The sequence below is a fragment of the Thermopolyspora sp. NPDC052614 genome, assembly GCF_040678635.1.
Taxonomy (GTDB): Bacteria; Actinomycetota; Actinomycetes; order Streptosporangiales; family Streptosporangiaceae; genus Thermopolyspora.
The window spans coordinates 19705-41570 of record NZ_JBFATZ010000019.1 but is presented as its reverse complement, the minus strand read 5'-3'; the positions used below and the strand labels follow the sequence as shown (position 1 = coordinate 41570).

The 21866-nt window shown below is 70.3% G+C and carries 25 protein-coding genes; 11 read left to right on the top strand and 14 right to left on the bottom strand.

Annotation, left to right across the window (positions count from 1 at the left end):
• Positions 1-27 precede the first annotated feature (27 nt).
• From AB0K60_RS30385 to AB0K60_RS30360, 6 genes are all read right to left on the bottom strand, one after another.
• Positions 28-852 carry an IclR family transcriptional regulator C-terminal domain-containing protein gene (locus AB0K60_RS30385; protein WP_364062765.1) on the bottom strand — a complete coding sequence of 275 codons (825 nt, stop codon included), beginning with the start codon at positions 850-852 and terminating at the stop codon, positions 28-30.
• A 146-nt stretch (positions 853-998) separates the two neighbouring features.
• On the bottom strand, positions 999-1691 hold the full coding sequence (locus AB0K60_RS30380; RefSeq protein ID WP_364062762.1) for a YoaK family protein: 693 nt from the start codon (positions 1689-1691) through the stop codon (positions 999-1001).
• Between the two features lie 133 nt (positions 1692-1824).
• A complete protein-coding gene (locus AB0K60_RS30375; protein WP_364062759.1) occupies positions 1825-2856 on the bottom strand; it encodes a hypothetical protein in 1032 nt (343 codons plus the stop codon).
• Positions 2857-2911: 55 nt separating this feature from the next.
• A complete protein-coding gene (locus AB0K60_RS30370) occupies positions 2912-3712 on the bottom strand; it encodes a TetR/AcrR family transcriptional regulator (protein WP_364062756.1) in 801 nt (266 codons plus the stop codon).
• A gap of 216 nt (positions 3713-3928) precedes the next feature.
• Complete coding sequence (locus AB0K60_RS30365) at positions 3929-4720, bottom strand: metalloregulator ArsR/SmtB family transcription factor (protein WP_364062753.1); 792 nt, start codon at positions 4718-4720, stop codon at positions 3929-3931.
• A gap of 132 nt (positions 4721-4852) precedes the next feature.
• The gene (locus AB0K60_RS30360) at positions 4853-5320 is read right to left on the bottom strand and encodes a MarR family transcriptional regulator (protein ID WP_364062750.1); all 468 of its coding nucleotides are present in this window, start codon (positions 5318-5320) and stop codon (positions 4853-4855) included.
• Between the two features lie 121 nt (positions 5321-5441).
• Between AB0K60_RS30360 and AB0K60_RS30355 the strand changes: the two genes are divergently transcribed.
• Positions 5442-6368, top strand: coding sequence for a zinc-binding alcohol dehydrogenase family protein (locus tag AB0K60_RS30355; RefSeq protein ID WP_364062747.1), 927 nt, complete (start codon positions 5442-5444; stop codon positions 6366-6368).
• Between the two features lie 10 nt (positions 6369-6378).
• Here the strand turns inward: AB0K60_RS30355 and AB0K60_RS30350 are convergent, their stop codons facing one another.
• The 3 genes from AB0K60_RS30350 to AB0K60_RS30340 all read right to left on the bottom strand — a co-directional run bounded on the left by AB0K60_RS30350 (position 6379) and on the right by AB0K60_RS30340 (position 9312).
• Complete coding sequence (locus AB0K60_RS30350; protein ID WP_364062744.1) at positions 6379-6846, bottom strand: MarR family transcriptional regulator; 468 nt, start codon at positions 6844-6846, stop codon at positions 6379-6381.
• Positions 6847-6978: 132 nt separating this feature from the next.
• Positions 6979-8256 carry a gallate dioxygenase gene (locus tag AB0K60_RS30345; protein WP_364062741.1) on the bottom strand — a complete coding sequence of 426 codons (1278 nt, stop codon included), beginning with the start codon at positions 8254-8256 and terminating at the stop codon, positions 6979-6981.
• Positions 8257-8412: 156 nt separating this feature from the next.
• A complete protein-coding gene (locus tag AB0K60_RS30340; protein ID WP_364062738.1) occupies positions 8413-9312 on the bottom strand; it encodes a helix-turn-helix transcriptional regulator in 900 nt (299 codons plus the stop codon).
• 89 nt (positions 9313-9401) lie between these two features.
• Here AB0K60_RS30340 and AB0K60_RS30335 point away from each other — a divergent pair, with 89 nt between their 5' ends.
• The 5 genes from AB0K60_RS30335 to AB0K60_RS30315 all read left to right on the top strand — a co-directional run bounded on the left by AB0K60_RS30335 (position 9402) and on the right by AB0K60_RS30315 (position 13064).
• On the top strand, positions 9402-9998 hold the full coding sequence (locus AB0K60_RS30335) for a non-oxidative hydroxyarylic acid decarboxylases subunit B (protein WP_364062735.1): 597 nt from the start codon (positions 9402-9404) through the stop codon (positions 9996-9998).
• A 66-nt stretch (positions 9999-10064) separates the two neighbouring features.
• Positions 10065-11483, top strand: coding sequence for a non-oxidative hydroxyarylic acid decarboxylases subunit C (locus AB0K60_RS30330; RefSeq protein ID WP_364062732.1), 1419 nt, complete (start codon positions 10065-10067; stop codon positions 11481-11483).
• Positions 11484-11506: 23 nt separating this feature from the next.
• Complete coding sequence (locus AB0K60_RS30325; RefSeq protein ID WP_364062729.1) at positions 11507-11752, top strand: non-oxidative hydroxyarylic acid decarboxylases subunit D; 246 nt, start codon at positions 11507-11509, stop codon at positions 11750-11752.
• Complete coding sequence (locus AB0K60_RS30320) at positions 11749-12222, top strand: pyridoxamine 5'-phosphate oxidase family protein (RefSeq protein WP_364062726.1); 474 nt, start codon at positions 11749-11751, stop codon at positions 12220-12222. Before AB0K60_RS30325 ends, AB0K60_RS30320 begins: the two co-directional genes overlap by 4 nt.
• 131 nt (positions 12223-12353) lie before the next feature.
• Positions 12354-13064, top strand: coding sequence for a class I SAM-dependent methyltransferase (locus AB0K60_RS30315; protein WP_364062723.1), 711 nt, complete (start codon positions 12354-12356; stop codon positions 13062-13064).
• Between the two features lie 3 nt (positions 13065-13067).
• On the opposite strand, the gene AB0K60_RS30310 is transcribed toward AB0K60_RS30315, so the two are convergent.
• Both AB0K60_RS30310 and AB0K60_RS30305 read right to left on the bottom strand, forming a co-directional pair.
• Positions 13068-13997 (bottom strand): hypothetical protein, encoded by a 930-nt coding sequence (locus tag AB0K60_RS30310; RefSeq protein WP_364062720.1) that lies wholly within the window; start codon positions 13995-13997, stop codon positions 13068-13070.
• 85 nt (positions 13998-14082) lie between these two features.
• Positions 14083-14424: a hypothetical protein gene (locus AB0K60_RS30305; protein WP_364062717.1), complete on the bottom strand. Its 342-nt coding sequence runs from the start codon at positions 14422-14424 to the stop codon at positions 14083-14085.
• Between the two features lie 250 nt (positions 14425-14674).
• Here AB0K60_RS30305 and AB0K60_RS30300 point away from each other — a divergent pair, with 250 nt between their 5' ends.
• Positions 14675-15292, top strand: coding sequence for a TetR/AcrR family transcriptional regulator (locus AB0K60_RS30300; protein WP_364062714.1), 618 nt, complete (start codon positions 14675-14677; stop codon positions 15290-15292).
• A 65-nt stretch (positions 15293-15357) separates the two neighbouring features.
• Here the strand turns inward: AB0K60_RS30300 and rph are convergent, their stop codons facing one another.
• Positions 15358-17952 (bottom strand): rifamycin-inactivating phosphotransferase, encoded by a 2595-nt coding sequence (rph, locus tag AB0K60_RS30295; RefSeq protein ID WP_364062711.1) that lies wholly within the window; start codon positions 17950-17952, stop codon positions 15358-15360.
• A gap of 305 nt (positions 17953-18257) precedes the next feature.
• On the opposite strand from rph, the gene AB0K60_RS30290 reads away from it, so the two are divergent.
• The gene (locus tag AB0K60_RS30290) at positions 18258-18419 is read left to right on the top strand and encodes a hypothetical protein (protein ID WP_364062708.1); all 162 of its coding nucleotides are present in this window, start codon (positions 18258-18260) and stop codon (positions 18417-18419) included.
• Between the two features lie 9 nt (positions 18420-18428).
• On the opposite strand, the gene AB0K60_RS30285 is transcribed toward AB0K60_RS30290, so the two are convergent.
• Positions 18429-19001 carry a TetR/AcrR family transcriptional regulator gene (locus AB0K60_RS30285; RefSeq protein ID WP_364062705.1) on the bottom strand — a complete coding sequence of 191 codons (573 nt, stop codon included), beginning with the start codon at positions 18999-19001 and terminating at the stop codon, positions 18429-18431.
• A gap of 91 nt (positions 19002-19092) precedes the next feature.
• Here AB0K60_RS30285 and AB0K60_RS30280 point away from each other — a divergent pair, with 91 nt between their 5' ends.
• The gene (locus AB0K60_RS30280; protein WP_364062702.1) at positions 19093-20058 is read left to right on the top strand and encodes a 2-dehydropantoate 2-reductase N-terminal domain-containing protein; all 966 of its coding nucleotides are present in this window, start codon (positions 19093-19095) and stop codon (positions 20056-20058) included.
• Between the two features lie 75 nt (positions 20059-20133).
• Here AB0K60_RS30280 and AB0K60_RS30275 read toward each other — a convergent pair whose 3' ends face one another.
• On the bottom strand, positions 20134-20832 hold the full coding sequence (locus tag AB0K60_RS30275) for a hypothetical protein (protein ID WP_364062699.1): 699 nt from the start codon (positions 20830-20832) through the stop codon (positions 20134-20136).
• A 133-nt stretch (positions 20833-20965) separates the two neighbouring features.
• Between AB0K60_RS30275 and AB0K60_RS30270 the strand changes: the two genes are divergently transcribed.
• Together AB0K60_RS30270 and AB0K60_RS30265 are read left to right on the top strand one after the other, a co-directional pair.
• On the top strand, positions 20966-21244 hold the full coding sequence (locus tag AB0K60_RS30270; protein WP_364062696.1) for a hypothetical protein: 279 nt from the start codon (positions 20966-20968) through the stop codon (positions 21242-21244).
• A complete protein-coding gene (locus tag AB0K60_RS30265; RefSeq protein ID WP_364062693.1) occupies positions 21241-21864 on the top strand; it encodes a hypothetical protein in 624 nt (207 codons plus the stop codon). The genes AB0K60_RS30270 and AB0K60_RS30265 overlap by 4 nt, the downstream gene beginning before the upstream one ends.
• The last annotated feature ends 2 nt before the right edge of the window (positions 21865-21866 follow it).

Below are 21866 nucleotides of genomic sequence, written 5' to 3'. Positions count from 1 at the left end.
GTGTGGCCCGATCAACCGGCGTTGCCGCTACGCCCGCAACCGCCCGTTCGGGTACCAGGGCGCGCCGCTCATCCGATGGCGGTTGGCGGCCTCGTACGAGCCCGCGATGTCGGCCGCGGTTCGCTGCAGCACGGGCAGCGTCTCTTCACGCAACCGCTCCACGCTTGAGCGGTACATACTCGATGTCGAGCCGAGCGCCCCAATGATCTCGCCCTGCGCGGTGATGGGCACCGCGATCGCGAGCGTGCCCGGGAAGAGCTCCTCCTTGGCGATGTAGTAGTGATCCCGCCTCGCCTGGTCGATCAGCGATCGCAGCGCGCTCGCGTCCGTCGGGGTGACATCCGTGTACGCCTCGAACGGCGCGTGCGCGAGATACGCTTCGAGTTCATCGGGCGCCAGCCCGGCGAGCAGCACCTTGCCGAACGCGGTCGCGTGCACCGGGAGCGGCGCGCCGACGCGCATCGGTTCGGGAAGCACTCTGCGGAACTCCACGAGCGCCACATGGATGACCTCGGTGCCGTCGAGCACGGTGACCGCGCACGTCTCGCCGAGTTGTTCGGCGAGCGGCTCAAGGAACGGCCGCGAGATCTCCCCGAGCGAGCCGCGCACGAAATATCCGGAGCTGAGCTCGAGCACGCGCGGAGTGAGCGTCCAAACCCCGCGCGTCTGGCGCGCGTATCCGAGATGCTCCAGCGTGAGCAGAATACGCCGCACCACCGGCCGGGACAGACCGATCTCCGCCGCGATTTCGGAGATCGTCATCGGTACGCCCCGCGCCGAGAACGCCTTCATCACGGCGACGCCTCGTTCCAGACTCTGAATGAGGTCCCGTGATCGCTCAGGTGCGGTCATGTAACGCCTTTCGTGTACGCATTGCGTCCAATGGTACCGAAATAATCCGCAGATCGGCCCTCCATCCCTCTCGCCTATACCAGCCGGAAATGGGGCCGCAAAAACGGCCGGGTCGAGGCACCCGCTTTCCTGGGCGATCGCCTTCGTCAAGAGCGGCTTGTCTCCCGGGCGCAGAGGGCTCCGGCGGCGGCCGCGGCGGCGGAGGCGGCCAGCAGCGGCACCGCCGGGTGCAGAGACAGGAGCAGGGCGCCGACGGCGGCGCCGATGCACATCGCCACCGGGGTGGCGAACCGTCGGGCCCGGGTCTGTGCGGGAACGGCCATGAGCGCCCCGGCCAGCGACCTGGTAACCACGGTCGTCGGCAGATCGCGGGCCCTGGCCCGCAGGATGGTGACGTTGCGCGCCCCCATCGTCGCGGAGACCAGGATGATCACGGTGAATCGGTGCGGGCTCAGGTGCGCCGCGCCGGGCGGCAGCCCGAGCGCCAGCAGCGCCGCCACGGCGAGCAGCACTCCCTCCCCGTACATGGCGAGCGGCAGCCAGCCGTCCCCGGCCCGGCCGACCAGCGCTTCGTTGGCGTGGTTCCCCGCGAAGGCGCCGACCGCGAAGGCGACCAGCGCGACCGCCGGGCCCGCGACCGGCAGCCCGGCGTCGGGGAGCGCCGTTTCCGGCAGCACCGCGTCCGCCAGCACGAACCCGAGGAAGAGCGTGTTGCCGGTCATGATCGCGGTGAAGACCAGGCCCAGCCCGAGAAAGCTGACGGCCTCGACCACCCCCGTGACGGCCGTCAGCAGGACCAGCGCGACCGTCAGCGGGGACGGCCTTCTCGTTTCGGGCACCCTTCTTCATAGTCTGGGCACGGAACCGCGGCGAAGCCGACCCGCCGAGGGCACGGCGATCACGCATTACGCCTGGCGACGGCACCTGGCCGCAAAGCAGGCGAAGAACCTCAGACCGACCCGGTAGCTCCGATCAGGCGGCGGCAGCCGCTGCGGTACGCGATCCACGGGCGGCACGGCGGTCGGCGATCAGGATGGCCAGGAGGCCGACCAGCACCCATGCGCCCAGGATCAGCGCGGGCGTGCCCGCTCCGGTGCCGTCGAAGAAGGCGTTGGCGCGTACCAGGCTGCCGGAGGCGCCCGGGGGCAGGAGCTGGCCGAGGGTGGCCCAGCCGGACGGCAGCCAGTACGGCCCGGCCATGCCGGACAGCGGGTTGCCCAGCAGGATCATCACGGCGGCGCCGAGGCCGAGGCCGGGCATGCCGAACAGGGATTCCAGGGCGAGGAAGGGAATCGCCAGGGCGGCCATGCCCAGGGACAGGCCGAGCGCGGTCAGCCAGTAGTTGCCGTTCAGCGAGCCGAAGCCGTACTGCAGCACGGCGGCCACCGACGCCCCGGCGATCAGCGCGAAGGCGATCACTCCCGCCAGGCGGCGGCGCAGGTTGGCGTGGCCGGGGAACAGGCGCAGGAGCAGGATGGCGGGCATCACGCCACCGATGATCATCGGCAGGGCGGCGGCGGTGAACCCGGCGCCCCGGGGGTCGTCGACGGGGAAGGGCACCAGGTCTTTGACGGTGGCCTTGAGCTGCTGCTGGGTGGCCATGCCGGTGCCGAGCGCGGTGATCGCGGCGGTGACCTGCTGGCCGCCGGCTCCGGCGGTGTAGACGGTGACGCCGTCGGCTCCGACGGCGAGGCCGCCCAGGACTTCGCGCTGCTTGATGGCGTTCTGCAGGGACTGCGGGTCGGGGTAGACGCGTACGTCCCAGGCGTCGGCGGGCAGGCGGGTCTGGATGGCGGCGGTGGCCTGCGGGGGTCCGGCCACGCCGAGGGGTACGCCATGGGGGCCGCCGTTGACGGCGGGCAGCGCGAAGGCGCACAGCATCACGATGACCAGCACGGTGGCGCCGACGATGACGCCGAGCAGCATGCGCGCGGGGTTCGCGTTCGGCGCGCCGGACGGGGTGCCGGCGGCGGTGGCCGGGTCAGAGGTGGAGGTTGGGGGCATGGCGCGGATCCTGACTTCGGTGGTGAGTTGAGTTGGGTCGGCGCGGCGGGGCCGGCTAGGGTGCGGCCACGGCGCGCAGGAAGGCTTCGGCGAACACCTCGCAGGTCTCCTCCAGCCCGGGCAGGTCCACGCCGGGAATATCCTGAATGGCCGGGCGGGCCAGGAAGTGCACCAGCACCGGAGCGACCATCTGGTGCACCAGCAGCGGCAGCGGCAGGTCGCGGATACGGCCCGCGGCCACCTCTTCGGCCAGCCACGCCCCCGCTTCGACGAGTACGCGCGGAGCGAAGTGCTGCAGCAGGGCGCGCAGGAGCGGTTCGTTGGGGCGGGCCAGCGCTTCGGCGAGCATGGCCGGGATCACCCTGGGCTCGCGGTTGAGCGCCTCGGCCAGCAGCCGGTAGACGCGGGTCACGGTCTGGCGGAGATCGACGTGCGGGCCGGTGACGACCTTCTCCAGCTTCAGGATCGGGCTGTGGGCCTCGAAGATCGCGCGTAGCAGTTCGTCGCGGCCGCCGAAGGAGGCGTACAGGCTGTGGACCGAGCATTCGGCCCGGGCGGCGACCGCTTCCAGGGTGAACGCGGCGAGGCCGTGGGCGCCGATCAATTGCGCGCCCGCTTCGATGGCGCGCTCACGCACCGGCCGTTGCCCGCCGGGATCGACGCCCGCCGCGCGCACCGCCTCATCCAGAGCCTGCCGGGATCCGCCGATACGGCGCAGCAGTGTGCTGCGCGAGATGCCCGCCTCCTGCGCGATCGCCGGGACGGGCACATCGGCGACGTCCTTGCCGAGCCGCTCGGCGGCGCCCAGGGCGGCGTCCACCAGATCGGTGGGGATGGCGGGCCGGTACTCGTTCATGAGCCTTCTTCAAGCGTTGATATATGAGCCAATATAGCATCGGGCCGAGTTTCATCAATAGCTGAAATATTCGGCCACGGATGGCTCGAAGAAGGCCGGCCTTGAGGTAAGGCCCTTCGACAACACCGCAGGACAGGGCGGACCGTCCGTACGCCGCGGACAAGATCACGGCTTGCCGCGGCGGTGCGCGCGGACGTCTAGGCGTGATCGGATGAGTCAGACATCCTCGGGAAGCGGTTCGCCGGTCTCCAGGAGCGTCTTCAGGCTTGCGATCACGTTCGGCCAGCCGTGCACCACCATCTCGGCCAGGCCCGATCCGGGTTCGAAGCCATCGTGTACGACGGTGAGCTTCACGACCTGCCCGGCCTCCTCGATCGTGAAGGTGACCTTCGAGCGGGGCTCGGCGGACAGCCGGGCGAGCAGCTCCTCGTCCCAGCCGAAGCGCTTGGCGAGCTCCGGGGTGATGGCGTGCCAGGTGTAGGAGAGCCGCTTGTACGGCTCGGCCTCCAGCACGACCTGCTCCGGGTCGCTGATCAGCACGCCGTGGTTGTCCCAGGTCATCGGTGAGCCGGCGGACCAGTCGGTGGTGAACTCCGTGGCCCAGTAGCGGCGGGTGAAGGCGGGCTCGGTCAGCGCCTGCCAGAGCTTCTGCGGGGTGGTGCGGATGTAGGTGGTGTAGACGAAGGTGGGCGCGTCCATCGGGGTTTCCTCCAGGGCGAGTTTCAGGTCGGCCAGGGCTTGGACCCTGGCCCGGTCGTAGCGGCTGATCCAGCGGTGGGCGATCTCGTGCACGGGCGCGGCGTTCAGGTAGTGCAGCTTTTCCCGGCCTCGCCGCAGGGTCGTGATGAGCCCGGCCTCCTCCAGCACCGCCAGATGCTTGCTGACGGACTGCCTGGCCATGTCGAGTCCGGCGCACAGTTCGCGCAGCGTCTGCCCGTTGCGGGCGTTGAGCGAGTCGAGCAGGGCGCGCCGGCTCGGGTCGGCCAGCGCTTTGAACACCTCGTCCATTCACCGCCCTCGCATTCGGTCGACTCCCATCGATATGCAGCCTTACGGCTGCCTATATTTATGCAGCCGGATGGCTGCATGTCAAGGGGCGCCCTCGTTGGGCGGGGGGATCCGATCGGCCGACGCCTCGGGTCAGCGGTCGCGCCCCGGCCGGGTGACCCCTTTGTCGGCCTCCTCCAGGACGACCGTGAGCAGGCGGACGAGTTCCGCGCGCCGTTCGGGCGTGAAGCGATCGAACGAGGGCTTCAGTGCGCGCCGGAACCGCGTGTGCAACCGCGCCGCAAGTTCACGGCCCGCCGGGGTGGCGTACACATCGACGGCCCGGCCGTCCTCGGGGTTCTTGCCCCGCGCCAGCAATCCCCTCCGCTCGGCGCGATCGACCAGCCCGGACATCGTCGACTTGTCCAGGCCGAGGCGGTCGGCGAGATCGCTCACGCGGAGGCGGCGATCCCGCAGGATGCCGAGCACCCGAAGCAGGCTGAGCGACAGGTCGTGCTCCGCGCCGAGGCGCGTGAGTATGCCCATCACGCGGTAGGAGCCGCGGACCAGCGCCTCCTCCAGCTTCTCCGGCGCGTCGTCCGCCTGGGCGTCGAGCCTCATGCCGCCAATGCTAGCAAACTTGTTGGTAAAACCAATCAATCGAGCCGAGCGGCTTGACATGGTTGGCATTACCATCCATATTGGGATTGTTGGTAACACCAATCAAACGTGGAGGTTCACCATGCGTGCCGCCGTCATCACCGCCCCCAACCACCCGCCCGTCTACGGCACCTACCCCGACCCGGTCGGCGACGGTCCGGACGCGATGGTCGTCGACGTCCTCGCCGCCGGCCTGCACCACCTGACCCGCGGCATGGCCTCGGGCGCCCACTACGCCAGCAACGGCGCGTACCCGCTCGTCCCCGGCGTCGACGGGGTCGTACGCGACCCCGAGGGCAACCTGCGCTACGTGGCCCTGGACAACTCGACCTTCGGCACCTTCGCCGAGCGAACGGTCATCGACCCGCGCCGCAGCGTCGTGCTGCCCTCCGACGTCGACCCGGTCACCATCGCCGCCGCGATGAACCCGGCGATGTCCTCCTGGCTCGCGCTGCGCCGGCGCGTCGACTTCCGGCCCGGCCAGCGCGTTCTGATCATCGGCGCGACCGGCAGCGCCGGACGCATGGCCATTCAGATCGCCAAACTGCTCGGCGCCGCCGAGGTGATCGCCGTCGGACGCGAGCAGGACCGCCTCAAGCCCCTGATCGAACTCGGCGCTGACAAGACGGCGACCTTCGACGAGGTGAGCTGCGCCGCCGACGTGGACGTCGTGCTCGACTACGTGTGGGGCGAGCCGTCCGCCAAGGCCATGATGGCGATGCTCACCGCCCGCGCCGACCGCAGCGTCCCCCTGACCTGGGTCGAGATCGGCGGCATGGCCGGCCAGACCGCGCCGATCCACGGGGCCGCGCTGCGTGCCGCCCGGTTCCAGATCGTCGGCAGCGGCTTCGGATCGGTCTCGCCCCGCGAGATCATCGCCGAGCTGCCGACCGTGGCGAGGGCGATCAACGACGGCGCGATCGAGGTGCGCGCCCGCGCCCTGCCGCTCTCCGCGATCTCTCACGCCTGGCACGCGGAGACCGAGGACCGCATCGTCCTCGTCCCGTGAGCGGGCGCGATCAGCGGGTGCGCGCCGGCCGGACGGGCGCCGCGGGAGGCCGCTCCAGAAGAATTCCGAGCAGCCGGGTGAGCTGGCCGCGCTGCTCCGGGGTCAGCGGCTCGATCGCGGGCGCCAGTTCGCGCCGGAACTCCGCCAGCATCCGCTCGATGAGTTCGAGGCCCGCCGGGGTGGCGTACACGTCGACGACCCGGCCGTCCTCGGGGTTCTTGCCCCGCGCCAGCAGTCCCCTCCGCTCGGCGCGATCGACCAGCCCGGACATCGTCGACTTGTCCAGGCCGAGGTGGGCGGCGAGATCGCTCATGCGGCCGCGGCGGTCGCGCAGGATGCCGAGCACCCGCAACTGGGTGAGAGACAGATCGTTTTCCGCGCCGACGCGCGTGAGTATGCCCATCACGTGGTAGGAGCAACGGACGAGGGCATCCTCCAGCGCATCCGTCAAATCGTCCTCTGGACGGTCCTGCCGCATGCGGACATGCTAGTCGACAAGTTCGCACTACAAAATATCCCGCCGACGTCTCGGCCGGCCGCGCGAGGTTCCCACCCCGCGCCGCCGGCCGATCGTCTTCACGCCGCCGCGGCCGCGCCTCCCGGGCTCGCCCTACTTCCCGGACTCGCCGGAGTCCTTGCGGCCGACGCCGTACGTGATCCCGACCTTGCGGGTGGCGAGGAACTGCTCAAGGGTCTCGCCACGGAAGCTCGCGTAGACCTGCGGGTTGGAGACGCCGAGCACGGCGGCCATCTTCTCCAGCACGAAGAAGATCGCGCCGTACCGGATGAGCCCGATCCAGTCCCGGCGGCGGATCAGGTCCTTCTCCTCCTCCGACAGCGAGTACTCGGCGGCGAGCGCCTCGAAGTCGTTGACGAACCGCTCGCGGTGCGCGGGCTCGATCAGGCGGTGCAGGAAGTCGTTGATCCGGAAGCCCTTGTGGCTGCGCTCCAGCGTGTAGGGATAGGTGCCCTGCAGTTCCTCCGCGCCCGCGAGCTGCCGTGCGATGTGCTCGCGGTGGGCGGCGATCTCCGCGGGGTCGGGCTCGGCGCCGAGATCCTCGAAGATCAGGGTTCCGATGTTGGTCACCGACGGCGCGTACGTCTGCGAGTGCACCTTCGTGACCGTGTCGGAGAGCGCGCCGCGCATGATGAGCCACGTGATGACCTCGGCGCCCTCCATGCCGCCGAGCCGGGCGTACTCCGCGACGCGCATGTCGGCGAGCTTCTCCGGGGCGGTCTCCAGCAGGTGCAGGAACTCCTGGTCCCACTCCTCGTTGATGAAGCCCGCGCGCTCCCCGTGGACCTGGTGCGACAGGCCGCCGGTCGACACGATCGCGACGCGCAGGTCGTCGTCGGGGTAGCTCTGGATCGCCCGGCGCAGCGCCTTGCCGAGCTTGTAGCAGCGCCGGGCGCTGGGGATCGGCAACTGCAGCACGCCGACCTGCAGCGGGACGATGCTCCCCGACCACGCGCCGGTCTCGTCGCCGAGCACCGACAGCGGCGACAAAATGCCGTGGTCGAGCGGCTTGCCCTGGAAGAACGACAGGTCGAACTCGTCGGCCATGAGCGAGTACCCGATGTGCCGGGCGAGGTCGGCGTGCCCGGTCGCCGGCGGCACGTCACGGGGGTTCCCGCCCTCGTCGGCGGGGTGATAGACGTCGTCGACGCCGAGCGCGAAGGCCGAGTAGTGGTCAAAGAAGAACGAGGTGATGTGGTCGTTGTACGTCATGAACAGCACATCGACGCGCTGCCTCGTCAGCCAGTCACGCACCTGGTCGAAAGCATCGAAAATCGGCGCCCAGGCCGGGTCGTCCTGCTTGCGGGCGTCCTTGGCGAAACCGATGGTCGGTGTGTGCGACGCACCGATGCCGCCTACAATCTTGGCCATACCGTCACTCCGATCGGTGGTTGCGAACAGGTCGATCAGGCGCCGATCCCCTCGACGCGTCCGCGCAGCGGTCGGCACATTTGCGAATATGCACGACGCCGGGGTTGCCCCCCAGAGTCAAAAGTCCTAGACGGCGGACGCCCCTCGTCGCAGTGATCATCGGGTGATTCCGCGCATCAGGGTACGGAAGGCCGTGGGGGTCATTCCGGCGCGTTGCTGGAAGAACGCGCTGAACGCGGTGGGATAGCCGAAGCCGAGGCGTTCCCCGATCGCGGACGGCGGCAGGTCGGTGTGGTGGAGGAGACGTTTGGCCTCCAGCAGGATCCGGTCGTCGATGAAGCGTTTGGCGCCGTGTCCGGTCGCGGCGCGGGTGGCCCGGGTGAGGGTGCGGGCGCTGTAGCCGAGCCGGGCCGCGTAGTCCGCGACCTGGTGGCAGGTGGCGAAGTCCCGCTCGACGGCCTGCTGGAAACGCAGGAAGACCTCGTTGTCGGCGGCCTGGTCGCCGGGGCCGCCGTGCACGTGCGTCAGGCGCAGCAGCAGTACGCCGAGCAGGTGGCGCATGACGCCGATGTGCGACTCCAGCGGGAGCTCGGCGAGGCGCTCGCACTCGCCTTCCAGCAGGCGCAGGGTGTCGTCGAGGGCCGCCTTCTGCGTACCGGTGGGAATCAGGGGGCGCTGCTGCACGCGCCGGTCCAGCCCGACCGCCCGGCGCGTCTCGGCGTCGGGAAAGTCCGGCGTGAACAGGACGACCGTGCCCTCGACCTGGGTGAGATCGCTGAGGTAGCGGTGGATTTGGCCGGGACGCATCCAGAACCATCCGCCGGCGGGAACCCGCTGCTCGGCGAAGTCGACCGAACAGCGCACCGTGCCCGCCCGTACGGCGATGACCTCGTGAAAGTCCGGCCGTCTTGGTGCGTGGATGTCCACGCCGTGCCCGGCGGCGCGCCGGAGGAGACGGGCGAAGTCCAGCACCTCCACGCCGGGCGGGGCGCCCGCGGCGGGCCGGTACGGGACGTGCGGGACCTCCGTGCGCCGAGGTTGTCCGTTTTTCTTCATCGGCTGTCCTTGATCCGTAACAGCGATTATCGGCGCCGGTCCTAACGTGAGCCGCGGTATCGGAAAACGGTGACCGACATCTCAAGGGGATGACCGCCGTGCGACTGATCGTGGCGATGACGGGCGCGACCGGGGCGGTGCTCGGGGTCCGCCTGCTGGAGAACCTCTCCCGGCTTCCCGAGGTGGAAACGCATCTGGTGCTGTCCCGCTGGGCGCGGGCCACCATCGAGCTGGAGACCGGGCTGACGGCGCGGGAGGTGGCGGCGCTCGCCGACGAGGCGTACGGGCCCGACGACCAGGGCGCGGCGATCTCCTCCGGATCGTTCCGCACCGACGGGATGGTCATCGTGCCGTGTTCGATGAAGACGCTCGCCGCGATTCGCGCCGGGTACGCCGAAGGGCTGGTGGCGCGGGCCGCCGACGTGGTGCTCAAGGAGCGGCGCCCCCTCGTGCTCGTGCCCCGCGAGACGCCGCTCAGCGAGATCCATCTGGAGAACATGCTGGCGCTGTCCCGCATGGGCGTGCGGATGGTGCCGCCGATGCCCGCCTTCTACAACCACCCCGAGACCGTCGACGACATCGTCGACCACATCGTGGCCCGGGTGCTCGACCAGTTCGACCTGCCCGCGCCCGCCCGCCGGTGGGAGGGCATGCAGGCCGCCCGCGAGCTCAGACGACCCGCCTGACCCGCATGCCCGCCGCCCCTTTCGCCCCCGACCGCCTGTCCCGCTCGACCGCCGAGGAGCAGCCCCATGCCGTACGACGATTTGCGTAGTTTCCTGGAGACCCTCGAAAAGGAGGGCCAACTGCTGCACATCACCGACCATGTGATGCCCGAACCCGACGTCGCCGCGGCGGCCAACGCCGTCTGCCGCATGGGCGACGCCGCCCCCGCCCTGTACTTCACCAACGTCGCGGGATTCACCGACGCCCGAATCGCCATGAACGTCCACGGCTCCTGGGCGAACCACGCGCTCGCGCTCGGGCTGCCCAAGGACACCCCGGTGAAGGAGCAGGTGAGCGAGTTCAGCCGCCGCTGGGACGCGTTCCCGGTCGCGCCCGAGTGGCGCACGGACCCGCCGTGGGCGGAGAACGTCCTCGACGGCGACGAGGCCGACATCTTCAAGGTCCTCCCGCTCGTACGGCTCAACGACGGCGACGGCGGCTTCTACATCGACAAGGCCGCCGTCGTGTCCAAGGACCCGGAGGATCCCGACAACACCGGCAAACAAAACGTCGGCATCTACCGCATCCAGGTCAAAGGCAAGCGCAGGCTGGCCCTCCAGCCGGTCCCGATGCACGACATCGCCCAGCACCTGCGCAAGGCCGAGGAGGTCGGCGAGGACCTGCCGGTCGCGATCACCCTCGGCAACGACCCCATCATCACGATCGTGGCCGCCACCCCGATGCGCTACGACGAGAACGAGTACGAACTCGCCGGCGCGCTGCGCGGCGCCCCCGCCCCGATCGCCAAGGCCCCGCTGACCGGCCTGCCCGTGCCGTGGGGAGCCGAAGTGGTGATCGAGGGCGTCATCGAGGCCCGCAAGCGGGAGATCGAGGGGCCGTTCGGCGAGTTCACCGGGCACTACTCGGGCGGCCGGAGCATGACCGTCATCCGCATCGACCGAATCTCCTACCGCACCGACCCGATCTTCGAGCACCTCTACCTCGGCCAGCCGTGGACGGAGATCGACTACCTGCTCGCCGCCAACACCTGCGTGCCGCTGTACCAGCAGCTCAAGGCCGAGTTCCCCGAGGTACAGGCGGTCAACGCCATGTACACCCACGGCCTCGTCGTGATCGTCTCGACGGCGAAGCGGTTCGGCGGCTTCGCTAAGGCGGTCGGCCTGCGCGTGCTCAGCACCCCGCACGGCCTCGGCTACGCCACCACCGTCATCGTCGTCGACGAGGACGTGGACCCGTTCGACCTGCCACAGGTCATGTGGGCGGTGTCCACCAAGATGAACCCGGCCGGCGACCTGATCCAGCTCCCCAACATGCCCGTACTGGCGCTCGCGCCGCAGGCGACGACCCCCGGCATCACCGACAAGCTCGTCATCGACGCCACCACCCCCGTCGCCCCCGACCTGCGCGGCCACTACGGCACCCCGGTCCGCGACCTGCCCGAGACCGCCCACTGGCTCGCCCGCCTGCGCGAGCTGGCCCACTGACCACCCACGCAAGGAGCCCCGCGATGACCACCGACACCACATGCTGCCCGCGCTGCGCGCACGAGACCATCGACAAGCTGTTCGCCTCCCCCATCCCCGGCGTCTGGGAGGTGCTCCAGTGCCGCAGATGCCTGTACTGCTGGCGCACCACCGAGCCGCCCCGCCGTACCCGCCGCGACCGCTACCCCGACGCCTTCAAGATGACCGCCGAGGACGTCGCCTCCGCCGCCGAGGTCCCGCCGATCCCGCCGCTGAAGACCACCCCGTGATCGACGAGATCCGCGACGCCCTGGCCGCCTGCACCGTCCTCACCCTCGCCTACGTGGACGAGCACGGCGCCCCGGCGGCCTGCGCGGTCTTCTACGCCCTGACCCCCGACGGCTCGCCGATCTTCGTCAGCTCCTCGTCAACCCGGCACGGCCGTACGCTGTCGGCCGTGCCGGGCGGCACCCCGGTGGCCTTCACCGCCCAGGCCGACGACCAAACCTGGCAGACGCTGCGCGGCGTACAGGGCCGCGGCATCTGCCACCGCCTGACAGGCGACGAACTCTCGACCGCCCAAGCCGCCTACATCGCACGCTTCCCCTTCATCACCGCCGACGACCACCTGACCCACGCCCTCGCAGCGGCCGACCACTACCGCATCACCCCCACCTGGCTCCGCCTGATCGACAACTCCCGCGGCTTCGCCCACAAAACCGAGTGGCCGAACCCACTCCCCCCTCCCCCACCGGCCTGACCACCCACCCCGGACGGCCTGGCGTGGCCGGGACCGTCGGCGACGCGTACCGGCTCGCCTGCCTCACCGGCGTGCCGATGCCGGTTATCCCGCCCGCATCCGCATGGACGGCCGGGAAGTACCCTGGCGTGATGTTCTCGCCCCACGGCCCGTCGCTGCTTGAGCTGACGGTTCAGGCGCTGTCCTCGGTCGAGCGCGGCTATGACCTGCTCGCGCCGAAGTTCGAGCACACGCCCTTCCGTACGCCCGACGCCGTTCTCGACGCGACCGCCGACGCGCTGCGGCCGCTTGGGCCGTACGGGCGGGGGCTGGACGTGTGCTGCGGCACCGGCGCGGGGCTGCGGATTCTCAAGGACCTGTGCCGGGAGGATGTCACCGGCGTCGACTTCAGCGCGGGCATGCTCGCGCAGGCCCGCCGTACGCATCCGGACGCCGCGTTGGTGCGGGCCGACGTGCGCGCGCTGCCCTTCGCCGGCGATTTCGACCTCGCGGTCACCTTCGGGGCGCTCGGGCATTTCCTGCCCGCCGAACGGCCCGCGCTCTTCGCCGGCGTGTATCGCGCGTTGCGGCCGGGCGGGCTCTTCGCCTTCCCGCTCGGCGCGCCGCTTCCCGTCGCCTCGCTCCGGTACTGGATGCTGCTCGGATTCGACCTGGTCATGCGGGTGCGGAACGCCGTGTGGCGGCCCCCGTTCGTCATGTACTACGGCACCTGCCCGCTGCACGCGGTCCGCGCCGACCTGGTGGGGGCCGGATTCGCCGTGACCACGGTCTCGCTGGCGGCGCTGGGGCGGCGCGAGGACGGCAGCCCGCGGTGCGCGCTCGTCCTCGCGCGCAAGCCTTGACGGTCACAGGTACCAGAGGCCGGCGACGGCGTCGATCTCGTCGAGCGAGCGTTCCACGAAGGTGTCGATCACGCGCATGGCGTCGTTCGCCCTTCGCCAGCGCCAGGTGGTGCGGTCGCCGGAGGATCCGGCTTTCACCCTGCTGAGCACATCGAGGTGATTCGCACGGTCCCAGTACAGGGCGCTGCCGAACTCGCCCGCCGGGATCTTGATCGGGTTTCCGGCCGGACGGCCCGTGGCCAGATTGAAGAATCGGATGTAATGGGTCTTTCGGTTGCCGCGATCGATGTAGGCGACCGTCGTTCCGTCCATATGAAGCGCCCCGGACGGCGCGGCCTGCCGGGTCCGGACGACCGTCCAGGTATCGGTCGCGTAGACCGTGACGAACTCCCCCCGGGAGGTGAGCAGATACTTGTTGTCCGGGCTGAAGCTTTGCGGGACCTCTCCGACCGGCAGCGTGTGAATCCTGCCTGAGTACGAATCGACGATGGGGTACGGATCCGAGAAGCCGCGGTCGAGAATGATGAAACGCCCGGCGGGCCCGATCTCAATCATGGATCGATTCGACGGCCACGTGATTCCGGGCACGACGCGTACCTTGCCGGTGGTGACGTCCCGTACCACCAGGGCGTTGTCCTTCAGCCGGAAGTACGCCGCCTTGCTGCCGTGCGGCGACAGCGCGAACGGGGCACGGCTCTTCCTCCCCGTCCCGGTGAACACCCTGGCGTCGGTCAGGCGCATCACCCGGCCGTTCCTCAGGTACAGCCGCCACGGCGCGCAAACGTAGTATTCGCCTTTTCTGTCGCGGCAACTGTCGTCGGCGTGGCGGACGAAGTTTTTCGCGGCCGTCGTCTCCGCCTGCGCCGCGGCCCCCAGGCTCATCGCCAGGGCCGCCGTGACCGAAATGGCGGCTAATCGCCGAACGAGCCGCATCGCCGCTCCTTCCACCCTCGCGAGGTGCTCCATTATGTACGGCGAGCCGGCGACGGCGGTCGTTGATCGTTGGCGCTGGTCGCCGTCACCTCGACGGCGTGGGGCTCGGCGTGGGCGCGTTGCCGGTGAACTCCCTGCACTTGGCGTCCCACTCGGGGATGCGCAGCAGCGCCGGGGCGGCCACGGCGTCCTCGCCGCGTCGGCCGCTCGACGTGCTGGCGAAGGCGAGGCCCTCGATGCAGATGCGGGCCACGTTGGGGAAGTTGTCGGCGTTGCGGAAGACCTCGATGTAATCGACGTCGCTGATCTTGTCGGGCGGGGCGTCCTCCTGCCCGCCTCGGTCCGCCAGCTGGTCACTCGAGCAACCGGTCAGCAGCAGAACCGCGAGAAGTGCCCCCGTCCAGCCGGCGGCCGTCGAACGCGTCATCAGATGCTCCTTGCGGGAGGTTGTCGCGGGCCGTCGGCACGGAACCGCCGGAGCCGCGACGCGCCTGCCGCCGAACGCCGGACACCGGCCCGTCGGAGCGGCGGGGCGCACACGCCGCCCACCGCTACCGAAAGACCCCTTTGTTGTAGTTCTTCCGGGATGGTACACGCGGGGGTCAGGTGGGGCACGCGGGCATCCAGCCCCTCCGGCCCCGTGCGCCACCAGGGGACGGGTGTGAGATCGTGAGGCCATGTCCAACCCTGCCGGTCAGCGGCGCCGCGGCCCCGGGCGGCCCGGCTACGACCAGGCGACGGTGCTGCGCCGGGCGATCGAGCTGTTCAACCGCAAAGGGTACGAGGGCACCAGCATGGGCGACCTCGCCGAGGAGCTCGGTTTCAGCAAGTCGGCGATCTACCATCACGTGCCCAGCAAGACGCATCTGCTCGCGCAGGCGCTCGACGAGGCCCTCGACGAGCTCACGGTCGTGATCCGGGAGGCGCAGGACGAGTCGGCGGGCTCGGCGTACGAGCGGCTGCGGTCGGTGGTGCGACGCAGCGTCGAGGTCCTGGTCGCGCATCAGCCCGCGGTGACGCTGCTGCTGCGGGTGCGCGGCAACAGCGAGGTGGAACTGGAGGCGCTGCGGCGGCGGCGCTGGATCGACGCCCGGCTGGCGGATCTCGTACGCGCCGCCGCGCAGGAAGGGGCGATCCGGGACGACCTGCCGCCCGACCTGGTGAGCCGGCTGCTGTTCGGCATGGTCAACTCGCTCATCGAGTGGTACCGCCCGGAGGGCGAGATGTCGGCCACGGTCGTGGCGGACGCCATCGCGACGATCGCCTTCGACGGCCTGACCAAACGCCCTTCCTGAACCACGCCCGACCCGCCGAGGTCCCGGCGATCGCGCGTGGCACCCGGCGTGAGCCGAATGGCCGGTCAAGGAAGAATCTCGACGTACCCGTCGCTTCCGTGCACGCGGAGCCGCTGCCCGTCGGGAATCAGCCGGGTCGCGTCCGCCACGCCGACGACGGCCGGCAGGCCGTACTCCCGTGCGATCACCGCGCCGTGGGTCATCGACCCTCCGACCTCGGTCACCAGGCCCGCGATGGCGACGAACAGAGGCGTCCAGCTCGGGTCCGTGTGGGATGTGACGAGGATGTCGCCTGGTTCGAGATCGGCCTGGGCCATGTCCAGGATGACGCGGGCGCGGCCTTCGACGGTCCCGGCGGAGACCGGTAGTCCGATCAGTGCGCCGGGCGGGGCGTCGTCGCGTCGGTACGCCCCGGAGAGGGCCTCGCCATCCGATGTCAGCACCCGGGGCGGGGTGAGCGATTGGTAGGACCGGAACTCGTCCTTGCGCTGCCGGATCAGCTTGTCGTCCACCCGGTTCGAGCGCACGGCGTCGTGGAACTCCTGGAACGTGAGGTAGAAGACGTCCTCCTTCTCGGGGAGCACGCCGGCCCGCACGAGGCGCTCCGCCTCCTCCAACAAGGCCTGCTTGTAGATGAAGTAGCGGCTGATGATGTCGTACTTCGGGTATTCCCGGTAGCCGATGAAGGTCCGGACCCGGTCGATCATCCGCCTGGTCTCGTCGGCCTTGTGCTCCCCGTCCGGCAGCGCCCGCAGGCGTTCGAGCACCTCCTGTGCTTTTCTCCGCGCCCTTTGCCGTCCTTGCTCGAAGCGTCGCTTGGCGGCGCCCGGCTCGAAGTTTCTGACGTTGTCGAGGATCACGGGCACGAGCGTGGCAGGGCGTTCGCGCCAGCGCGGCCTGGTGATGTCGATCTCGCCGACACAGCGCATGCCGTACCGGTCGAGGTAGGTCTCGATGGCGTGGCGCGCTTCGGTCCCGCCCGTGAGCTTCGGCAGCTCGTCCAGGAAGCCGTCGTCCCGGACGTTCTGCAGGAATGCCACCACCTCGGGATACGGACGGATCACGTCGGCGACGTCGAGCAGCGCCAGACCCATCTCCGACGTGACGTTGCCGGGGGCGGACAGCGTGAGGGTGTCGGCCGCGTTCTTCTCGCCCAGCCATTCCCGCAACCGGTCGTTGAGCCACCAGGTGGCCTCCATGCCCGCCATGATCGCCTGCATGCTCAGCGGGTCGGCGAGGACTCGCCTGTGCTCCTGGAAGGCCTCCAGCAGGAAGTCGAACAGCGCCGGTCCGGTCTTCGCCCGGATGTCGCGCCGCAGGGCGGCGATCGAGGCCTGGCTGCGCTCGATCAGCTCGGTGACGATGGCCGGATCGGTCTCGATCGGAACGGGCGAGCCGCCCGCCGGAGGTCCGCCGGGGCCGGTGTCCGGAAGCGTCGGGACGAAGTGGCGGTCGAGGACGGTCTCCAGCGCGTCCCTGGTCAGCGGGTCGCCCCTCCCCACCATGTCCAAGAAGGCCGCGCGGCTCGCGGGGGACGTCAGGCGCGGGGTGGCGTCGACGAACAGCCTGCCGCCGGCCTCGTGCATCGGCGCCATCGCCGTCAGCCGCCACATGGACAGCCCCAGCGGCTTCATGGCGTCGGTCATCATCTGCTGATGGCCGACGGAGAGGTAGACGTGGTTCTCCCGGTCGCGGGCCGCGGGGATGGGGAACAGCGTGGTGATCGGCCTGCTCTGCACGATCTGGAAGTCATCGTCGGCCAGGCACCATTCGATGTCCTGCGGGCTGCCGAAATGCGCTTCGATGCGCCGACCGAGCCGCACGAGCCGTAGGACCTGCGCGTCCGTCAGCGCAGGCTGCTCCTGCCGCTGCGAGTCGATCGCCGCTTCCCGCGTCCCGCCGGTCGGCAGGGCGTGAACGGCCCACTGTTTGGCGGCGATCGTCCTGGCGATGACCGCGCCGTCGCGCACCTTGAAGACGTCCGGGTTCACCCGGCCGGTGACCAGGGCCTCGCCGAGGCCGAAGCAGGCGTCCACGGTGGCGACCTTCCGGTTGCCCGTGACGGGGTCGGCGGTGAACAGGATGCCGGCCGCGTCCGGGAAGACCATCCGCTGCACGACCACGGCCATGTGGACCGCCCGGGCGTCGATGCCGTTGCGCAGGCGGTAGGTCACGGCCCGCTCGGTGAACAACGACGCCCAGCACCGGCTGACATGCTCAAGGACCGCCGCCGGTCCCACGACGTTCAGGTAGGTGTCCTGCTGACCTGCGAAGGATGCCGTCGGCAGATCCTCTGCCGTCGCGCTGGATCGCACGGCGTAGGCGGACTGCTCGCCGAGCCGGGCGAGCGCGCGGGTGATCGCCGCCGCCATATCGCCCGGGACGGCGGTCCCTTCGATGATCCGGCGGATCTCCGCGCTGAGCGTGCGGACCGTCCCCCGGTCATCCGGATTCAGGCGCGACAACCGATCGAGCCGATCGTCGATCGACGGCGCTTCCGCCATGATCCCCCGAAAGGCGGCCGTCGTCACGCAAAACCCAGCCGGCACGTGGACGCCTTCGATCCGCGACAGCCCGCCCAGGTGCGCGGCCTTGCCACCGACGATCGCGACCTGCGCCTCGTCAACCTCTCGAAGATCCAACACGTACTGCTCGATCATTGAGGCTCCTCCGAGGCAGCCGTGTTCAGCCGCACGGCACCGGCCGATCGGGTCACCGGCGCCTCGGGCAGTGCCGGACCTCTCGCTTCGCCGGGTCCCCGGTACATCGACGCCACGCCCACGTCGTGCCCCCATCTTCTCGTTGGTGCTGCCCGGCCGCCGATTCTGCGGCACGACCCTGGTCTTGCCGCAAGCCCCCCTGTTCGCTGTACGTTGAAAATGGCGGGGAGTGAGGTCTACGCCGTGGCCGTGGTACGCCGTGGACGGTCGGGCGGGAGTGGCGGTGAGCCGCGAAGACCTCCGCGTTGGGCGAAGACGGTACCTACACCGTCGTCGGAGGGGCGATCGTCGCCGCCGCGCTCCACGATGATCCGGACACCTACGCCGACGAACTCGCCGACATCATCTTCTTCGGGATACTTTCCCCCAGCGGCCGACGCTCGCTCCGCTCAAGAATGAGCGACTGACCTCACCCTTTACTCCTGGCGGGCGCGCAGCCCGTCCAGCACGAGGGTGATGACGCCGTCGGCCTCGGCTCGCCAAGCGGGGCGGTCGTGGGCCGCGCCGATGCCGTGCAGTGCCATCATGATGGCGCCGGCGTCGACGTCGTCGCGGATGGCGCCGTCCCGCACGGCGGCGGCCACCAGGTCGGTGACGGCCTGTTCCAGCGCTCGGCTGCCCTCGGCGAGCGTGTCCGAGCGGGTGGACATGAGGGTGGCCAGCGTGCGGGCGAGGCCCCGGCGGGCGTCCAGGTGATCGACCATGTCGCGCAGGAAGGTCGCCAAAGCGTCCGCCGCGGGCAGGGTGGCCCGCAGGTGGCGAACGCGGTCGCACAGCGTCGCGACCTCCTCGCGGTAGATCGCCTCGGCCAGCGCCTCCCGAGTGGGGAAGTGACGGTACAGCGTGCCGGTGCCCACACCGGCCAGGCGGGCGAAATCGTCGAAGCGCAGGTCGAAGAACTCTCCGGCGTCGAGGGCCTCCCTGGCCTTCGCGAGCAGGGCCTCGCGGTTGCGCTTGGCGTCGGCGCGTAGCGGCTTGGCAGCGGTCATGTGATCCCTCGCGTTGACAACCGGAGACTGTCTCCATATTTTGGCACAAGTGGAGATTGTCTCCACTTCAATGGTATCCCACGAGGTGCGCTTGAGAATCCTGATGTTCGGCCGAGGCGTGATCGCCACCCTGTACGGCTGGGCCCTGGAATGGGCCGGGCATGACGTCGAGTTCTACGTCCGGCCGGGCCGCGCGGCGACGTACGGGAACACGATCGACCTCGATGTGCTCGACGCGCGGCGACGGATCTGGGGGCGGCGCGTCGTCCAGAAGTGGCCGGTGCGCTACCGCGAGGCGCTGGAGCCGGACCACGACTTCGACCTGATCGTGCTGAGTGTGCAGCCCCACCGTCTGCAGGAGGCGGCGGCCTTCCTGGCGCCGCGCGTCGGCAAGGCCACCGTGCTGATCTTCGGCAACCTCTGGTCCGAGCCGTCGGTCGCGATCGGCGCCCTCCCCGCCGACCAGGTCGCCTGGGGCTTCCCGCAAGCCGGCGGCGGCTTCGGCGAGGACGGCGTGCTCCGCGGGGCCATCCTGCCGCCGGTCGTCTTCGGCACCTTCGACCGGCCCCCGGCCGAACGTGAGCGGGCCGTCCGCCGGCTGTTCCGCGAGGCCGGGTTCCGGCTCCGAGAGCAACCCGACTTCCGCGGCTGGCTGTTGCTCCATTTCGTGACGAACGCCGGCCTGCACGCACAGGGTCTGAGGCTGGGCTCGTTGGCCAAGCTGGCCGGAGCGACGGGCGGCCTGCGCGAGGCGCTGCTGACCGGCCGCGAGCTTCTGCCGCTCCTCGAAGCGCGCGGCGTCGACCTTCGACGTCACCGGCTCTCTGCGCTGCTGTTCCGTGCGCCCACCTGGCTGACGGCCCCCGCGCTCGCCTGGCTGCTCACCCATGTCGCGCCGGTACGCGCGAACTTCGCGGCGCACTCCGACCCCGAGGCCGAGGAGCCGCGTGAGATCTGCCGAGACGTTCTGGCGGAGGCACGACGGTTGGGCGTCGCGGCGCCACGACTGGAGGCGGCGGAGCCGCACTTCGCCCGCGCGGGGAAGGGCCGAGCCTGAATCCACCGCGACTCCGGCTGCGCGCCTGTACGGCGCCGACCGGCGCCAGTGGACGGTGCCCGACCCGGTGAAGCATCAACGGGCGGATGCCGCCTTCCCGCCGTCGGGCGCCACCGCGAACCAGGTGCCGTCGAGGCCCTGACCGTTCGCCTGCCCTGGGCCGTTGTCGCCCGAGTAGCGGTAGACGGGCCAGCCGCCGATCGTGAGCTGTATCGTGCCGTCCGGGCGTTTGATCGCGCCGAGCGCCGCTCTGTGGACGCCGTGCAGAAAGACCCTGCCGCCCTCCTGGATCGTCACCGGCGGCCACGTGGTGGCGCACTGGCCCTCGCAGGTCGTCTGCGACGGGTTGGCGCCGTCCTTGTCGAAGCGGTAGAGCGTCGACTGGTTGACGTCGACGAGGTGGGCGTCGAGGGTGTGGGAGCGGACGGCGACAAGCTGCACCCATCTCGGGGGCTGCGGCTGTACCGCCGCGCCGACGACCGTGCCGCCGTTGCCGGTGACCCCGTTCTGCTCGGCGGTGCCGTCGACCAGTTGCAGGGTGTCGTTGCCCGGCAGCGGGCTGGCGGGCGGCGTGGCGGGCGCGCCGGACGCGGGGGGCTGTGGCGGGGCGGAGGAGGCCGGTGCCGGGGGGCTGGAGGCGGGCGGAGCGTCGCCGATGATGATGGTCTTGCCGCACCCCGCGATCCCGGCCAGCCCGCAGAGGACGACGGCGGACGCCAGCGCGCGGACCCCTGGCCGCATGCGGGCCGTACCGCTGTTGGTTTCGCTTGTCACCTGCGGAACACGAAACAGCGGCCCGAAGGGTTCAAATCCGGCGTTCGACCAACCTGCCGGGCGCGGGTGAACTTCTCCCCCTCCCTCCTACGTGTGTCCGGAAGGAGATGTACGACGGCACACAGGGGGCACGATGGCCGAGATCAACATTCCGGGCGACGAACTGGAGGAGGTGTCCCGGTCGCTGGGGTTCGTGCTCGAACACATCGACATCAGCAGCGCCCGCATCGACCTGGGGCGCGCGGTGGGGCCCGGGCTCATCGGGCACGCCGAGAACTTCGAGAACCGCTGGAGCGACGGGCGCTTCCAGCTCCGCCGCGAGGCCGAGGGGATCAGGGACTACATCGATCAGATCCTGGAGACCTTCAAGCAGGCCGACGACGCGGCCGCGGCCGGCTTGGAGGGCCGGTGATGGAGAGCCCTGGGCGTTTCGTCCTGGACGTACCCGACGCCTGGGCCGAGCTCGACGCGTCCGGCGAGGCCCTCGCCGAAGCCCGCGCCGCCGCCCTGGCGATGGCCGGGAGCGTCCGGGAGCAGGCGGCGATCAACGACATGTTCCGGCAGGCGCGGGAGATCAGCAGGGCGGCCCGGCGTCGCGGCGCGCTGTTCGCCGCCGGCACGGCCACGATGTTCGACGACGGGCTGTTCCTCGGGTACGCGATGGTCTTCGCGATCAGCGTCCCGCCGGGGCACGAGCTGACCCTGCCGGTGCTGTCCGCCCAGCTCACCGCCCCGGACCGCCCCTCCCGTACGGGGAACAAGGCACCCGCCGGCCGGAAGGTCACGGCGGTCACCCTGCCCGGCGTCGGCCAGGTGGCCCGGATCACCGGCACCGAGGAGGTGTCGCTCACCACGGACGTATCGGTGCGAATGCTCACCATGCACACCGTGGTGCCGATCCCAGGCTCCGAACGCGACTACCTGATCATCACCTGCACCAGCCCCAACCTGCCGCTGGAGGCGGACGTCTACGAACTGTTCGACGCGATCAGCGGCACGTTCCGCTTCCTGCCCGCCGCGTCCCCCGCCTGAGC

Bases quoted from the DNA above. Each gene is read 5' to 3' on its own strand.
- AB0K60_RS30385 (WP_364062765.1), bottom strand. From the start codon at position 852: ATGACCGCACCTGAGCGATCACGGGACCTCATTCAGAGTCTGGAACGA.
- AB0K60_RS30375 (WP_364062759.1), bottom strand. From the start codon at position 2,856: ATGCCCCCAACCTCCACCTCTGACCCGGCCACCGCCGCCGGCACCCCG.
- AB0K60_RS30370 (WP_364062756.1), bottom strand. From the start codon at position 3,712: ATGAACGAGTACCGGCCCGCCATCCCCACCGATCTGGTGGACGCCGCC.
- AB0K60_RS30365 (WP_364062753.1), bottom strand. From the start codon at position 4,720: ATGGACGAGGTGTTCAAAGCGCTGGCCGACCCGAGCCGGCGCGCCCTG.
- AB0K60_RS30360 (WP_364062750.1), bottom strand. From the start codon at position 5,320: ATGAGGCTCGACGCCCAGGCGGACGACGCGCCGGAGAAGCTGGAGGAG.
- AB0K60_RS30355 (WP_364062747.1), top strand. From the start codon at position 5,442: ATGCGTGCCGCCGTCATCACCGCCCCCAACCACCCGCCCGTCTACGGC.
- AB0K60_RS30350 (WP_364062744.1), bottom strand. From the start codon at position 6,846: ATGCGGCAGGACCGTCCAGAGGACGATTTGACGGATGCGCTGGAGGAT.
- AB0K60_RS30345 (WP_364062741.1), bottom strand. From the start codon at position 8,256: ATGGCCAAGATTGTAGGCGGCATCGGTGCGTCGCACACACCGACCATC.
- AB0K60_RS30340 (WP_364062738.1), bottom strand. From the start codon at position 9,312: ATGAAGAAAAACGGACAACCTCGGCGCACGGAGGTCCCGCACGTCCCG.
- AB0K60_RS30335 (WP_364062735.1), top strand. From the start codon at position 9,402: ATGACCGCCGTGCGACTGATCGTGGCGATGACGGGCGCGACCGGGGCG.
- AB0K60_RS30330 (WP_364062732.1), top strand. From the start codon at position 10,065: ATGCCGTACGACGATTTGCGTAGTTTCCTGGAGACCCTCGAAAAGGAG.
- AB0K60_RS30325 (WP_364062729.1), top strand. From the start codon at position 11,507: ATGACCACCGACACCACATGCTGCCCGCGCTGCGCGCACGAGACCATC.
- AB0K60_RS30315 (WP_364062723.1), top strand. From the start codon at position 12,354: ATGTTCTCGCCCCACGGCCCGTCGCTGCTTGAGCTGACGGTTCAGGCG.
- AB0K60_RS30310 (WP_364062720.1), bottom strand. From the start codon at position 13,997: ATGCGGCTCGTTCGGCGATTAGCCGCCATTTCGGTCACGGCGGCCCTG.
- AB0K60_RS30305 (WP_364062717.1), bottom strand. From the start codon at position 14,424: ATGACGCGTTCGACGGCCGCCGGCTGGACGGGGGCACTTCTCGCGGTT.
- AB0K60_RS30300 (WP_364062714.1), top strand. From the start codon at position 14,675: ATGTCCAACCCTGCCGGTCAGCGGCGCCGCGGCCCCGGGCGGCCCGGC.
- rph (WP_364062711.1), bottom strand. From the start codon at position 17,952: ATGATCGAGCAGTACGTGTTGGATCTTCGAGAGGTTGACGAGGCGCAG.
- AB0K60_RS30285 (WP_364062705.1), bottom strand. From the start codon at position 19,001: ATGACCGCTGCCAAGCCGCTACGCGCCGACGCCAAGCGCAACCGCGAG.
- AB0K60_RS30270 (WP_364062696.1), top strand. From the start codon at position 20,966: ATGGCCGAGATCAACATTCCGGGCGACGAACTGGAGGAGGTGTCCCGG.